Raw genomic sequence first — 13,934 nt, forward strand, 5'->3', positions numbered from 1 at the left:
GTGAAAATAAAATAACCGCAAAGGTGGTAAGGCCATAAGACAGGTAGTTAAAAAGTGAAAAATGGTGAACGATTTTTATTAACCGGTCTTTTTGCCTGCCTGAAGGATATAACTATGAGAACAATTCTTGACATAGATTTAAAACAGCTGCTACATTTATATGTAGATTTTTTGTATTGCCATCATACCCACGAGGGGTAGGAGGGATGCGAGGGGTTATCTTATTTTTATTCATCATTTTTCGCCCGGGGAGCGGTTAAGATGATACGTTTATACAAAGTGGGGAAGGGGAGAAGGCTGAATGGTCGATCAAGCAACTCTAAACGAACTGGTTGCTATTGTCGGTAAGGAAAATGTATTTACTTCTAAAATTTCGTTGAATACCTACATGTATGATGCTTCTCTCGTTTACGGTCGACCGGAGGTTATTGCTTATGTCAAAAATCGTCAGGAGATAGCATCTATTTTGAAATTAGCCAGCATCAAAAAAATCCCGGTGACCCCCAGAGGTGGCGGTACCTGTTTAAGTGGCGGCGCTGTACCCCAGCGTGGCGGCATTGTCATGGTGATGACGAAAATGAACCGCATCCTGGAGGTTGATCCCGAAAACAGGGTGGCGGTAGTCGAACCGGGCGTTACCAATATGGAGTTGCAGAAGGCCGTAGCCCCCTACGGGCTGGTTTATATGCCGGATCCTGCCAGCCAGAAGGTTTCCACCATGGGCGGCAATCTTGGTGAGAACTCCGGTGGCATGAGGGGGATCAAGTACGGCCTTACCAAGGATCACATCATTGGCATGGAACTGGTCTTATCCAGCGGGGAAATTGTGCAAATTGGAGGTAAATTGGAGCCAATAGCCCAGGAATTAAATCTCAATGCCATTATTATCGGCTCAGAAGGCAATTTAGGCGTGGCCACCAAGATTATCTGCAAACTAACCCCGGCGCCGAAGGCTAACCGGACCATGCTGGCCTCTTACAACACCCTGGAAGATGCCGGGACAACCGTTTCCGCCATTATCGCCCATGGCATTATCCCCTGCACCCTGGAGCTCATGGATAACAAGATCATTAACGCCGTTGAGGACTGGTTGCATATCGGCTTGCCTACCCGGGCGGGAGCTATCCTCCTGATTGAAGTGGACGGCTGGGACGCCGGCCTGGATCGCCAGGCCCAGCAGATAATGGCTATCTGCCGCGAAAACGGGGCTACGGACGTCAAACTGGCCCAGAATGCCCGGGAGAGGGATAACCTCTGGACAGCCCGGCGGATGGCCATTGGCGCCATCGGCCGCTTGGCACCCAACTACGATATGGAGGACGCCACCGTCCCCCGTACTAAACTGCCATTAATCCTCAAAGAAGTCGACCGCTTGAGCAAGGAATACAATGTCCCCATCGGCATGCTGGCCCACGCCGGCGACGGCAACCTCCATCCCCTGGTCCTGTTTGATGAACGGAATAAGGAAGAGATGGCTAGAGTGGAAAGGTGCGAGCCGCCCTTTTCCGCTATGCCCTTGACCTGGGCGGTACCCTCTCCGGCGAGCACGGCATCGGCCTGGCCAAGCTGGATTTTGTTCCCTGGGCCTTTAACCAGCAGGAGCTTCAGTTTTTACGCCGGGAACGTCTGGCCTTCGATCCCAGTGATACATTAAACGCTGGTAAAACTGTTCCCGAAACGGCAGCTTGAGGAGGATGGCAAAATGCGACGCGAAATTATCGCCAACCTGGAAAAAATCGTTGGCAGGGAGAATTGCCAGGTGGAAGAGGCCGTCAGGCGGCAGCACGGTTTTAGCAAAACAGCCCTCCCGGAGGCCGTTCTTTACCCTCAGGACAGCCAGCAGGTAGCCGCGATATTAAAGGTGGCCGCCGCGGAGGGCATTCCGGTGGTACCCTGGGGTGCCGGTACCATGGCCCGCAGGGGTTTACTACCCTTAAACGGGGGCCTGGCGATTAACCTTACCGCGATGAACAAGATCCTCGAATATGATTACGAAAATATGACGGCCTTCGTAGAAGCGGGCGTCACCCTCAAGGATTTACAGGCCACCCTGAAAACCCACAACCTATACTGGCCTGTGGAGCCGGTGGATGGAGACACCTCAACAGTCGGCGGTTGCGTGGCCGCCGGCGCTTCCGGACCCAGCAAACTGGGCTACGGTGACGCCAAATTTCACATCCTGGGACTCGAGGTGGTCCTGTCTACGGGAGAGATTATCCGCACCGGCGGCAAGACGGTGAAAAACGTCCAGGACTATGATAACACTCGCTTTATAGCTGGCTCCTGGGGCAGCCTGGGGATTATCACCAGGGTGATGCTGAAGTTAAGGCCGTTGCCGGAAAAGGAAATCACCGTCTTCCTTTCCTTCAAGGAACTGGAAGCAGCCATTGAGGCGGCCCGGATCATCAGGAGCGATACCCTGCCCACAGCCCTGGAACTCATGGATGGCGTGGCCATGAAGATCCTGGCCCGTGCCGGTTACCGTCCAAACGGGGAAGGCCCTGGCATCCTGGCGAACTTTAACGGTTTTACCGAGCAGGTGGACGCCCAGGCGGACTACCTGCAAGGGAAGTTTAAAGGTACCCTTATCCTGGAAGGAGAGGCTGCGGCCGGCGCCTGGCAGGCCCGGCGGCAGATCTGGCCGACCTTTGCCGGTGAGGGGGGAGCCATCCTGGCCAGCGCGGCGGTACCCTTCACCGCCTTGGGAGAGTTCCTCAAGGGGGCCAGGGCGGAACTGGACCGCAGCCGTAAAGGGGCGGCTATGGTAGCCCACTTTGGTAACGGCCACATTCATATTCTCCTGGACCAGGCCCCCGAAGCTTTTAACGGCGTCCGGGGGGTTGTCGACCAGCTGTCTGCCCGGGCGGAAAACCTGGGCGGTTTCCTGGTAGTAGATAATATCGATGACCTCGAGTTTACCAGACGCCGGGTTGAGGCCCGGGGAAGGGCTATCTTTGAACTCCTGGGCCGGGTCAAGGCGGCCTTCGATCCGCGAGGGATCATGGCCCCCAACAGCAAGGTCCTGGCCTATGTATTAGTAGATAATAGGGCAGCTTCTTGAGGGGAGGAGGAATAGGCCATGGTTAAAACCTTTCGCCAGCGGGAAGAAGATATTGTCCGTTGTAATAGATGCGGTTTTTGTGAGGAAGTTTGTCCCACCTACAAGGCGACGGGGGAAGAGTTTTCCCTGGCCCGGGGACGTAACCGTTTAATGCGCCAGTCCATGGAGGGCAAACTGGATTTAACGAAAGAGCCCGAGATCAACCAGCATATCTATTCCTGCCTTCTTTGCGGCGCCTGTGTAGCGGCCTGCCCCTCGTCCGTCATCACCGACACCCTGATCAAGACCGCCCGGGCCGAAATTACCCGGGCCAAGGGCCAGCCCTTCCCCATCCGCATGGCTTTGCGGGGGGTCCTGGCCAACCAGCGGCGCCTGACCCTGGGGGCCAAAGTCCTGCGCTTCTACCAGCGCAGCGGCGCACGCTGGCTGGCCCGGCATATCGGTTTTCTTAACTTGATGGGTTCCCTGGGCAAGGCCGAGGGGCTGCTGCCGGCCATCCCCGAGAAAACCCTGCGCGTCCAGTTACCCCAACTCTTAAAGAAGCCGATGAAGCCCCGGCATAAAGTCGCCTACTTTGCCGGCTGCATGATTAACAACTTTTTTACTGCTGTTGGCGAGGCCACCCTGCGGGTTTACCAGGAAAACGATATCGAAGTAGTAGTGCCGACCAGCAACTGCTGCGGCATCCCCCATGAGGCCTATGGCGATATAGAGATGCAAATAAAACTGGCCAAAGAAAATCTGGACGCCTTCAGCCGCTATGAGGTTGAAGCAATTGTCACCGATTGCGCCAGCTGTGCCCACGGCCTTCACAGTTACGCCGAACTCCTTCAGGACGATCCCCATTATGGTCCCCTGGCGGCGCAGCTAGCGGCTAAAGTAAAGGATGCCTCTCAGTACCTGGTCGAGATTGGCTTTAAAAAGGAGATGGGGCCGGTCAACGCTACCGTAACTTACCACGATCCCTGCCATGCAGCCCGGGGCCTGAAGGTCAAGGAGCAACCGCGGGAGATCTTGAAGAGTATCCCGGGGGTTAAATTCGTCGAGATGAATGAATCCGACTGGTGCTGTGGCGGTGCCGGTTCCTATAACGTAACCCACTACGAACTATTACGTAAGATCCTCGCCCGCAAGATGGATAACTTTAAGAAGACCGGAGCCGAATACCTGGCAACCTCCTGCCCGGCCTGCCTCATGCAACTGGCCCACGGCCTGGATGTCTACCGCTTGTCTGGCAAAGCAATCCATGTTATGCAAATATTGGACCAGGCCTACCAGAACCGGGCCGTCCGGAGCAAGGCCAAGGCCGGCTGATACCCCTGACCCCCACCCGGGGGTTTTTCTTTTTGGCGCGGTTCTGGCCAACGGCTATTTTTTACGCCCACCCTGTGAGTTATAGTTCATATACCCACCCGCAACCGAATAGGATCATCCTGGGGGTGAAGGGGATGATCCTGCTCTGGCACCGGCGCCGGATAAGCAATTTCCTGATCCCGGTGCTTTTGTTTTTCCTGGGGCTTATGCTGGGGGCCTGGCTGGCCGATTGCCAGCCCCTGGCGGCCCTGGTTGGGCGTACCAACAGGCTTTTACCCATTTATAGCGTGGGCACCACGGAAAAAAAGGTGGCCCTCTCCTTTGACGCCACCTGGGGGGCGGAGTATACCCCCAAGTTGCTGGCTACCCTTAAACAGCACGGTGTCAAGACGACCTTTTTCCTGACCAACATCTGGCTCAAAAAGTATCCTGATGTGGCCAGACAGATAGCCGCCGACGGCCATGAAATCGGCCTCCACTCGGCCTCCCATCCCCATTTTACCGCCCTGAGCCCGGCGGAAATGGAAAAGGAACTGCAGGAGAACAGCCGTATGGTTACGGAGGTGACGGGTTATAAGGCTGAGCTCTTCCGGCCGCCCTTTGGTGACTACAACGACACGGTCATCAGGACGGTGGAGAGGCTGGGTTACCGGGCCATCCAGTGGGATGTCGATTCCCTGGACTGGCAGGAGCAAATGACGGCTACGGATATCTATAACCGGGTAGTCAAGGGCATCAAACCGGGTTCCATTGTCCTGTTCCATAATAATGGCCGTTATACGGCCGATGTCCTGGGCCCCCTCCTGGATAAGCTGAAGGCCGACGGCTACCAGGTGGTGCCGGTGGGGCAACTGATTCTCAAGGGTGATTACTACGTGGATCACGCCGGGGTCCAGCGCGCCGGGCGCTGAGGGACGGGGGCGTTCAGTTTGCCCGCCAGGAACCACCGGAGCCCGGAGCCTATACCCCGGCCCGGAGGAAGGTATATACGAAACCGGGAATGCCCCGGGCAATGGAGGGTGTTTCGCCCCTCCGGTAAGTATGTTACAATAGAAGGGTGAAGACCCAAGGGCAGGCGCCTCTATGGGAGGCGCTTTTAAACTATCGTCAGCAAGGACTTAATTCCTGGCATACTCCCGGTCACAAGGACGGGGCCTATACCTTGCCCCTGTGGCGGGATTTCCTGGGCGCGGCCCTGGCTCTGGACCTGACTGAGGTACCTGGCCTGGATAACCTGGCCTGTCCCGGGGGGGCTATCGCCGCCGCCCAGGAGCGGGCGGCCCGCTTTTATGGCGCAGCCCGGACTTTTTTCCTGGTAAACGGTGCGAGCGCCGGCCTGATGGCCGTCATCCTGGCCACCTGCCGCCCCGGGGATGAAGTTTTGCTGCCCCGGTACGCCCACCGGGCGGTTTTTAATGGCCTGATTTTAAGTGGGGCCCGGCCGGTTTACCTGGCCACGGAATGGCTGGCCAGCCCGGGCCTGCCCCTGGGGGTAGCCCCGGAAAGCCTGGCCGGAACCTTAAGGGAACATCCCGGGGCCAGGCTCCTGCTCCTGGTCCATCCTACCTATGAAGGTGTAGTACCCCGGAGCGAAGAACTAATTGCCCTGGCCCACGCCCACGGCGTGGCGGTCCTGGCCGATGCCGCCCATGGGGCCCACTTTGGCCTGGCTCCGGGCCTGCCACCGTCTCCCCTGGACCTGGGGGCTGATTTTGTCGTCCAGAGTAGCCATAAAACCCTGGCGGCCCTGACCCAGGCAGCCATGCTGCACCTGCGGGAGGAGGCAGCGGCAGCAAGGGTGGCGGCAGCCCTGAACCTGCTCCAGACTACCAGTCCTTCCTACCTCCTGCTGGCTTCCCTGGATACGGCCCGTCTCCTGGCGGAAGAACGGGGCCGGCAGGACTGGGGTCTGACGGTAGCCCGGGCTACCGCGGCCCGGGCCAGGCTGGATCGGGCCGGACTACCGCCCCTGGCAATGGCAGATGTTACCGGGCCGGCGGCCAGCGGCCTGGATGTAACCCGCCTGCTCCTGCCTACGGCGCCCCTGGGCCGGAGGGGAACGGAGGTGGCTGCCACCCTGCGCCGCGCCGGCCAGGAGGTAGAACTGGCGGGAGAGGATTATATCGTGGTAATCATCACCCCCGGCGACGGTGAGGAGAAAATCGAGGCCCTGGTGACCGCCCTGCTGGCCCTGCCGCGATCCGACAGTAGGCAGCCGGCAGCTTTAGCCCCGGCACCGCCCGTCAGGATACCCGAGACGGCTTTGACGCCCCGGGAGGCCTGGCTTGCCCCCCGGCGGGAGTTGCCCCTGGGGGAGGCTACGGGGAAGATTGCCGCCGAACTCATCTCCCCCTGCCCGCCGGGCCTGGCCCTGACGGTACCGGGGGAGGTTCTGACGCCGGAGGTCCTCGAGCGGCTCAGGGATTTACGGGGACCGTCTGGCCGGGTGCTGGTAGTGGATGGCTAACCCGGCAGGGTGCGCGGTAACCGGGGTGCTCGCTGGCACGAAGGAAATACTGGTAGTAATTATAAATTTAATCCTGGGACGGCAGGTAATGGAGATATGGGCAGAGGCCTTTTTATAACCCTGGAGGGGCCGGACGGTTCCGGTAAAACTACCCAGATGGATCGGCTGGAAGAATACCTGCACCGGCGGGGGCTGGCAGTGGAACGGACCCGGGAACCGGGCGGGACGCTGCTTTCGGAGGCCATCCGCCGGTTGCTCCTGGAGCCTTCGTATAGCCCTGTTGATGCCCGGGCGGAGCTTTTCCTCTACGCCGCCGCCCGGGCCCAGCATGTAGCGGAGCGGATTCGCCCGGCCCTGGCGGCGGGCAAGATCGTCCTGTGCGATCGCTTCAGCGATTCCACCCTGGCCTACCAGGGGTACGGCCGCCAGCTGGGAGCAGAACTGGTAGAGCGGCTCAACGACCTGGCCACCGGTAACCTGCGGCCGGATATAACCTTTCTCATTGATGTTCCGGTGGCAATCGGCCTGGGCAGGCATTCGGGCGGCAGCGACCGACTGGAACAGGAAGATCTGGAGTTTCACCGGCGGGTACGCCAGGGTTATCTGGACCTGGCCCGCCGGGAACCCCGGCGGGTGCACCTCATTGACGGTACTCCCTCCCCGGATGTGGTCTGGGAGGAGATTAAGGAGATCCTGGATGCCCGGCTGGAAAGGTTATAAACTAAAGCAGCTGAGCGCATAGCCTGCTCGTCTAGAACCGCCGGAGGCCGTAGCCTGTACCCTCCAGCCCTTCAAGAAACTGGAATATAGCAAGAACCAGCAATCGCTATTTTTGGTAGGATCCTATTTTCGGGAGGAGGTGGCAACAGGTTTTGACGGCACACCAGCAATTAAAACAGGCTTTACTGGCGGGGAAACTGGCCCATGCCTACCTCCTGGTAGGGGGGAGTGAAGAAGGACGCCGGGCCGAAGCCATCTACCTGGCCACGGCCCTGAACTGCCGCTACCTCCAGGGGGGCGAACCCTGCGGTAGCTGCCACTCCTGCCGGCAAATGGCCGGCGGTAACCATCCCGATTTCTACCTCCTGGAGCCCCGCGGTACCAATTTAAAGATTGCCCAGATAAGGGAACTGGAAGCCAGGCTGGCCCTCCAGGCCTTTCAGGGTGGAGTCAAGGTAGCTGTCCTGGCCGGTGCCGACACTATGACGGAAGCAGCAGCCAATTGCCTTCTAAAGACCCTGGAGGAACCGCCGGAAGGGACTTATCTTATTTTACTGGCCGCCCAACCTGACCCCCTTTTGCCCACCATTCGCTCCCGCTGCCAGGAAATCCACCTGGAAGGGGCAATGGCGATTTCTCAGGCGGGTACCGGTTACTGGGCCCGCTTGGTGGCGGCCGATTTACCGGTTATAATGGAAGAGATCCTGCCGGAACTGGAAAAGGAGGCTGACTTGCCGGCAGTGCTGACCGGTATGGCCCTGGCCTGCCGGGACCAGCTGGTTTGGCAGCTTACAGGGTCGGCAACACTATTACTAAAGCCAGGCGAACCGCTGACGCCGTTCCTGGCACCTTCCCGGCTGTGGGCCTGTTTCTGGACTATCCAGGATACCCTGGCGGCCCTGGAGCATAACGCCAACCACCGCCTGGCCCTGGAAGTCATGATGTTTAAACTTTACACCCAGTTTTCCGGAGAAGCCATTCATGGCGGCGAGCCGTCGCCAGCGTAGGCATGCAAGCATTATCAAGCATTATCCGGGGGAGGTGCATAAATCATCATTACGGTAGTCGGCATCAGGTTCAAAAAAGCCGGGAAGATATACTACTTTGACCCGGGCGGTCTGAAACTCAACAAGGGCGACGCCGTGATTGTAGAAACGGCCAGGGGCCTGGAATTAGGTGAAGTAGTCATTGCCCCCCGCCAGGTGGAAGAAACCGAGGTGGTCCAACCACTGCGGCCGGTTCTACGCCCGGCTACCCAGGCCGATCTGGAACAGGTGGCCGTAAACCGCCAGAAGGAAAAAGATGCCTTCGCTATCTGCCAGCAGAAAATCCAAGAACACGGCCTGCCCATGAAACTGATAGATGTCGAATTTACCTTTGACGTCAGCAAGATTATCTTTTACTTCACCGCCGAGGGCCGGGTCGATTTCCGGGAGCTGGTTAAGGACCTGGCAGCTATTTTTCGCACCCGCATCGAATTGCGCCAGATAGGCGTCCGGGATGAGGCCAAGATGCTGGGCGGTCTGGGCTGCTGCGGCCGTCCCATCTGCTGCGCCACCTTTATGGGCGACTTTGACCCGGTATCCATCCGCATGGCCAAGGAACAGAACTTATCCCTGAATCCGACCAAGATCTCCGGGCTCTGCGGCCGGCTCATGTGCTGCCTGCGCTATGAAAATGACGCCTATGAAGATGCCAGGCACCGCTTGCCCCGCTGCGGGGCCATGGTCCGGACGCCGGCAGGCTGTGGACGGGTGACGGGGATTAATATCCTTAAGGAAAGGGTAACCGTAGAAATACCCGAGCAGGGGAGTATGGAGTTTCCTCTGGAAGCCATTGAGGGAGAATGTCATGAGCACTAATCTACCGGAGGATACCGGGGGCATGCTGACAGTCGCCCTGGCCGGGTTGGAAGGGCAGCTGAATGAGGTCCTTAAGGAAACCCGGCGCCTGCGGGCCAGGGTCGCTGCCCTGGAAGAAGAAAACCAGCGCTTGCGGGCCATGATCCTGGCTGCCGGCGAGGGGGAGAGTGGGCGCCAGCAGCTGGTGCGCCTTTATAATGAAGGTTACCACGTCTGCCCGCCCCATTTTGCCCGGGTACGGGGTAATGAGGGCTGCCTTTTTTGCCAGAGTTTCCTGGAAAAGAAGGGGTTACTGCCCGATGGCTAGTCTCTACCTGGTGGGAACTCCCATCGGCAACCTGGAGGATATTACCTTCAGGGCTTTGCGGGTCCTGAAGGAAGTAGACCTTATCGCCGCCGAAGATACCCGGCATACCCGGGAACTCCTGACCCATTATGATATTCACACCCCCCTGACCAGCTATCACCGTCACAACCTGGCCAGCAAGACCCCTTACCTGTTGGGGCTGCTGCGGGAGGGTAAGGATATCGCCCTGGTTTCCGACGCCGGCCTGCCGGGAATCAGCGATCCCGGGGAGGAACTGGTCCGGGCCACGGTAGCCGCCGGACTGCCGGTGGTACCGGTACCCGGGGCGAATGCCGCCCTGACTGCCCTGGTGGCCTCCGGTTTGCCCGCTGGTCGTTTTGCCTTTGAAGGCTTTTTGCCCCGGGCCGGGAAGGAGCGCCGGGAACGCCTGGCCGCCCTGGTGGGGGAAGAACGGACCCTGATTTTTTATGAGGCGCCCCACCGGCTAACTGCCACCCTGGATGACCTGGCGGCAACCCTGGGACCCAGGCAGGTGGCCATCGGTCGGGAGTTAACAAAAAAGTTTGAGACCATATGGCGGGGAACACTGCCGGAGGCCAGGGAGTATTTCCGGGATAACCCACCCCGGGGCGAACTTACCCTGGTGGTAGCCGGGGCGCCACCAGCCCCCCGGCCGGCCTATGATCCCGCCCGGGCGGCTGCCGAGGTGGCTGACCTGGAGGCCAGCGGGCTGGACCGTAAGGAAGCCATGGCCCGGGTAGCTCGCATCTACGGCCAGTCCCGGCGGGAGATCTACAGGGCCTGCCTGCAAGCCCGGGAAGGTGGGCAGGGAGGGTCCGGCGGGCTGGGGGAACCTGCAACCGCAAGGGGTGGGAGCCTACCGGGAGACAAAGCTGTTAGCCCTTCAGGGGATTAAAAAAGGGACACCCCCTGGTGCCCCTTTTGTCCCCTGAATTTCCTTAGACGGCTTTGGCCTGCTGGCTCATGGCCTCCAAGCATTCGCGGCAGACGTTCTTTCCGTGGAAGTTAACGATATCCTCGGCGTTGCCGCAGAAGACGCAGGCCGGCTCATATTTCTTGAGGATGATCTTCTCATGATCGACGTAAATCTCCAGGGCATCGCGTTCATCGATACCCAGGGTGCGGCGTAATTCAATGGGAATGACCACCCGGCCAAGCTCGTCCACTTTCCGGACAATACCAGTGGATTTAATCATGGCTTTCTCCCCCTCCCTGTTTCAACATGTTTCGACAACCTGTCTATATGGTACCAATCCTTCCAGTAAAAGTCAACCATATTTTGGACAAAAAAATAGCATTCTCGCGCTATTACAGGCAAAACTTGACACCTTACTCCTGTTTTTAATATAATACTCCTGAATTTGCCGAAAGGGGACGACCCAAGTGGGGGATAAGGTTTTCTATGTAACTACCCCTATCTATTACCCCAGCGATAAGTTGCATATCGGCCATGCCCTGACCACCACCATGGCCGATACCCTGGCGCGTTACAAGCGCCTGCGGGGTTACGACGTCTACTTTCTTACCGGGTCGGACGAACACGGCCAGAAGATCCAGCGCAAGGCCCGGGAGGCCAACCTGGAACCCATCCAGTATGTGGATCGGATTGTCGCCACTTTCCAGGAACTCTGGCGGCGCCTAAATATCTCTTATAATGATTTTATCCGTACCACCGAACCGCGCCATGCACGGGTCGTCCAGGCCCTGTTGCAAAAGATATATGACCAGGGCGATATCTACAAATCCACTTACGAGGGCTGGTACTGTACCCCCTGCGAGACCTTCTGGACAGAACGGCAGCTGGTGGATGGCAATTGCCCGGATTGCGGCCGGCCGGTGGAACTGGTCAAGGAAGAAAGTTATTTCTTCCGTATGAGTAAATACGCCGACCGTTTGCTGCAATATATCAAAGATCATCCCGATTTTATCCAGCCTGTCACCCGGCGTAACGAAATGATTAGTTTTATCGAGGGCGGCCTGGAGGACCTGTGCATCTCCCGGACGACCTTTGACTGGGGCATTCCGGTGCCTATGGACCCCAAACATGTTATCTACGTGTGGTTCGACGCCCTGACCAACTATATCTCGGCCCTGGGTTATGGCACCGCCGACGACCATCTCTTCCGCAAATACTGGCCGGCAGCCGTGCACCTGGTGGGCAAGGACATTGTCCGCTTTCATACTATTATCTGGCCCATTATCCTAATGGCTGCCGGTATTGAGCCGCCCCGTCAGGTCTTCGGCCACGGTTGGCTACTGGTTGACGGCGGTAAGATGTCTAAATCCAGGGGGAATGTCGTTGACCCCATGATCCTCATTGATCGCTACGGCTCCGACGCCATCCGCTACTTCCTCCTCAGGGAGATGCCCTATGGTGCCGACGGCTATTACAGCGAGGAGGCCTTAATTAATCGCTACAATACCGATCTGGCCAACGACTTTGGCAACCTCTTAAGCCGGACGACGGCCATGATCGAGAAATTCAACGGGGGCGTTATTGACCCGCCGTCAGCCCCGGAACCCTTGGACGAAGAGCTCAAAAACCTGGCCGCCGGCATCCCGGACGAGGTGGACAACGCCCTGAATCATTATGAGTTTGCCAGGGCCCTGGCGGCAATCTGGCGTCTGGTTAACCGGGCCAATAAATACATTGAAGAAACCGCACCATGGGCCCTGGCCAGGGACCCCGGGCAAAAACAGCGCCTGCAGACGGTTCTCTATAACCTGGCCGAGGCCGTGCGCCAGGCGACGATTATGGTCGGCCCCTTTATGCCCGGCGTACCCGACCGGGTCTGGGACCAGCTGGGCCTTAAAGACGTTCCGGCGGCCCTTACCTGGGAGAGCCTGGCTACCTGGGGGGGCATTCCCGCCGGTACCAGGGTGAGAAGGGGCGAAGCCCTGTTCCCCCGGATTGATTTAAAAGAAGGAGAGATACCAGTGGCAGAAAAAGCAACGGAACCGGTTAAGGTGGCCGAGGCTGCTCCCGCCGGGGGGGCTGTTGCCCGACCCGGTGAAGAGGAAATCACTATAGAAGAATTCGCCCGGATTAAACTGCGGGTAGCCCTGGTGCTGGAGGCCGAAAAGGTGGCCAATGCCGACAAACTCCTGAAATTGCGGGTCCGGGTCGGCAACGAGGAACGCACCATTGTGGCCGGGATTGCCCGCTACTACCAGCCGGAGGAACTCGTTGGGAAAAAGGTGGTCATCGTAGCCAACTTGAAACCGGCCAGACTGCGGGGTATCGTCTCCCAGGGCATGGTCCTGGCGGCCGTTGACGACGAATCCTTAAGCCTGGTAACCCCGGAGCGGGCCATCAAAGACGGCGCCCAGGTGCGCTAAATGGTGGAACTTATCGACTCCCATGCCCACCTCAATGACCCGGCCTTCGCCGGCGACCTGGACCAGGTTATGGCCCGCCTGGAGCAGGCCGGGGTGGTAGGGCTGGTTAATGCCGGCTACGATGTCCCTTCCTCCCGCCTGGCAGTGGAACAGGCCCACAGCCGGGGCTATATCTACGCTGCCGTGGCCGTGCATCCCCACGACGCTTTAAACTTTGATGAAGAAGCGGCAGCCATCATCCGGGGCCTGGCCAGGGACAGCCGGGTGGTGGCTATTGGTGAAACAGGGCTCGATTACTACCGTAATCTCTCGCCCCGCCGGCGGCAGCAGGAGGTCTTCCGCTGGCACCTGGACCTGGCGCGAAGCTTGAGGCTACCGGTGATTATCCACGACCGCGATGCCCATGAGGATACCCTGCGGATCCTGCAGCAGGCTGCACCCTACCCGGCCGGGGGTGTGCTCCATTGTTTTTCCGGTAGCTGGGAGATGGCCCGACAGTGCCTGGACCTGGGCTTTTATATCTCCTTCGCCGGGCCGGTGACCTTTAAGAACGCCGTCAAACCCCGGGCCGTGGCCGCCCGGATACCCCTGGAAAGGCTGCTGATAGAGACCGATTGTCCCTACCTGACGCCGGAACCCCACCGCGGCCAACGCAACGAGCCGGCCTACGTGGGCCTGGTAGCAGCGGCCCTGGCGTCAGCCCGGGGTCAGACGGTGGAGGAAATAACGGCCGCCACCACCGCCAACGCCCGGAAGCTGTTTGGGATCTAGATCCCCCGGTTAATGTCAGGTTCTGGCGGCTGGGGCGCCGCTTTTGTTTGACCGGGAGCCTTTGATGGTGAC

Annotated in this window: 13 protein-coding genes and 1 pseudogene; 13 read left to right on the forward strand and 1 reads right to left on the reverse strand. The window is 58.8% G+C overall.

Features of this window, described 5'->3' with window-relative positions:
- Positions 1 to 388: 388 nt before the first annotated feature.
- The 11 genes and pseudogenes from MOTHE_RS00205 to rsmI all read left to right on the forward strand — a co-directional run.
- A pseudogene (locus tag MOTHE_RS00205) lies at positions 389 to 1,477 on the forward strand (FAD-binding oxidoreductase); the annotation flags it as partial.
- Between the two features lie 11 nt (positions 1,478 to 1,488).
- Positions 1,489 to 1,689: an FAD-linked oxidase C-terminal domain-containing protein gene (locus MOTHE_RS14155; RefSeq protein ID WP_373878633.1), complete on the forward strand. Its 201-nt coding sequence runs from the start codon at positions 1,489 to 1,491 to the stop codon at positions 1,687 to 1,689.
- A 13-nt stretch (positions 1,690 to 1,702) separates the two neighbouring features.
- Positions 1,703 to 3,061, forward strand: coding sequence for an FAD-binding oxidoreductase (locus tag MOTHE_RS00210; protein ID WP_011391586.1), 1,359 nt, complete (start codon positions 1,703 to 1,705; stop codon positions 3,059 to 3,061).
- Between the two features lie 18 nt (positions 3,062 to 3,079).
- A complete protein-coding gene (locus tag MOTHE_RS00215; RefSeq protein WP_053094527.1) occupies positions 3,080 to 4,375 on the forward strand; it encodes a (Fe-S)-binding protein in 1,296 nt (431 codons plus the stop codon).
- 134 nt (positions 4,376 to 4,509) lie between these two features.
- A complete protein-coding gene (locus tag MOTHE_RS00220) occupies positions 4,510 to 5,286 on the forward strand; it encodes a polysaccharide deacetylase family protein (RefSeq protein ID WP_011391588.1) in 777 nt (258 codons plus the stop codon).
- A gap of 146 nt (positions 5,287 to 5,432) precedes the next feature.
- Positions 5,433 to 6,842, forward strand: a complete 1,410-nt coding sequence (locus MOTHE_RS00225) for an aminotransferase class I/II-fold pyridoxal phosphate-dependent enzyme (RefSeq protein WP_011391589.1) — start codon at positions 5,433 to 5,435, stop codon at positions 6,840 to 6,842.
- 96 nt (positions 6,843 to 6,938) lie between these two features.
- The gene (gene tmk / locus MOTHE_RS00230) at positions 6,939 to 7,562 is read left to right on the forward strand and encodes a dTMP kinase (RefSeq protein ID WP_011391590.1); all 624 of its coding nucleotides are present in this window, start codon (positions 6,939 to 6,941) and stop codon (positions 7,560 to 7,562) included.
- A gap of 152 nt (positions 7,563 to 7,714) precedes the next feature.
- A complete protein-coding gene (gene holB, locus MOTHE_RS00235; protein WP_053094528.1) occupies positions 7,715 to 8,569 on the forward strand; it encodes a DNA polymerase III subunit delta' in 855 nt (284 codons plus the stop codon).
- A gap of 45 nt (positions 8,570 to 8,614) precedes the next feature.
- A complete protein-coding gene (locus MOTHE_RS00240) occupies positions 8,615 to 9,424 on the forward strand; it encodes a PSP1 domain-containing protein (RefSeq protein ID WP_162490105.1) in 810 nt (269 codons plus the stop codon).
- Positions 9,414 to 9,731: an initiation control protein YabA gene (locus tag MOTHE_RS00245; protein WP_011391593.1), complete on the forward strand. Its 318-nt coding sequence runs from the start codon at positions 9,414 to 9,416 to the stop codon at positions 9,729 to 9,731. Before MOTHE_RS00240 ends, MOTHE_RS00245 begins: the two co-directional genes overlap by 11 nt.
- Entirely contained in the window at positions 9,724 to 10,647 is a 924-nt protein-coding gene (gene rsmI, locus MOTHE_RS00250) for a 16S rRNA (cytidine(1402)-2'-O)-methyltransferase (RefSeq protein ID WP_053094529.1), read from the forward strand. The genes MOTHE_RS00245 and rsmI overlap by 8 nt, the downstream gene beginning before the upstream one ends.
- A gap of 43 nt (positions 10,648 to 10,690) precedes the next feature.
- On the opposite strand, the gene MOTHE_RS14125 is transcribed toward rsmI, so the two are convergent.
- Positions 10,691 to 10,948: an AbrB/MazE/SpoVT family DNA-binding domain-containing protein gene (locus tag MOTHE_RS14125; RefSeq protein ID WP_011391595.1), complete on the reverse strand. Its 258-nt coding sequence runs from the start codon at positions 10,946 to 10,948 to the stop codon at positions 10,691 to 10,693.
- Positions 10,949 to 11,135: 187 nt separating this feature from the next.
- Between MOTHE_RS14125 and metG the strand changes: the two genes are divergently transcribed.
- Both metG and MOTHE_RS00265 read left to right on the forward strand, forming a co-directional pair.
- Positions 11,136 to 13,091: a methionine--tRNA ligase gene (metG, locus tag MOTHE_RS00260; RefSeq protein ID WP_011391596.1), complete on the forward strand. Its 1,956-nt coding sequence runs from the start codon at positions 11,136 to 11,138 to the stop codon at positions 13,089 to 13,091.
- Positions 13,092 to 13,862 carry a TatD family hydrolase gene (locus MOTHE_RS00265; RefSeq protein WP_011391597.1) on the forward strand — a complete coding sequence of 257 codons (771 nt, stop codon included), beginning with the start codon at positions 13,092 to 13,094 and terminating at the stop codon, positions 13,860 to 13,862. It begins immediately after the preceding gene.
- Positions 13,863 to 13,934 lie beyond the last annotated feature (72 nt).

Origin of the sequence: Moorella thermoacetica, assembly GCF_001267405.1 — a bacterium.
In the GTDB taxonomy this organism is placed as follows: Bacteria; Bacillota; DSM-521; order Neomoorellales; family Neomoorellaceae; genus Neomoorella; species Neomoorella thermoacetica.

Excerpts from the sequence above, each read along its gene's own strand:
- MOTHE_RS00245 (WP_011391593.1), top strand. The coding sequence starts at position 9,414 with ATGAGCACTAATCTACCGGAGGATACCGGGGGCATGCTGACAGTCGCC.
- MOTHE_RS00265 (WP_011391597.1), top strand. The coding sequence starts at position 13,092 with ATGGTGGAACTTATCGACTCCCATGCCCACCTCAATGACCCGGCCTTC.
- tmk (WP_011391590.1), top strand. The coding sequence starts at position 6,939 with ATGGGCAGAGGCCTTTTTATAACCCTGGAGGGGCCGGACGGTTCCGGT.
- MOTHE_RS00210 (WP_011391586.1), top strand. The coding sequence starts at position 1,703 with ATGCGACGCGAAATTATCGCCAACCTGGAAAAAATCGTTGGCAGGGAG.
- MOTHE_RS00215 (WP_053094527.1), top strand. The coding sequence starts at position 3,080 with ATGGTTAAAACCTTTCGCCAGCGGGAAGAAGATATTGTCCGTTGTAAT.
- rsmI (WP_053094529.1), top strand. The coding sequence starts at position 9,724 with ATGGCTAGTCTCTACCTGGTGGGAACTCCCATCGGCAACCTGGAGGAT.
- MOTHE_RS14125 (WP_011391595.1), bottom strand. The coding sequence starts at position 10,948 with ATGATTAAATCCACTGGTATTGTCCGGAAAGTGGACGAGCTTGGCCGG.
- MOTHE_RS00220 (WP_011391588.1), top strand. The coding sequence starts at position 4,510 with ATGATCCTGCTCTGGCACCGGCGCCGGATAAGCAATTTCCTGATCCCG.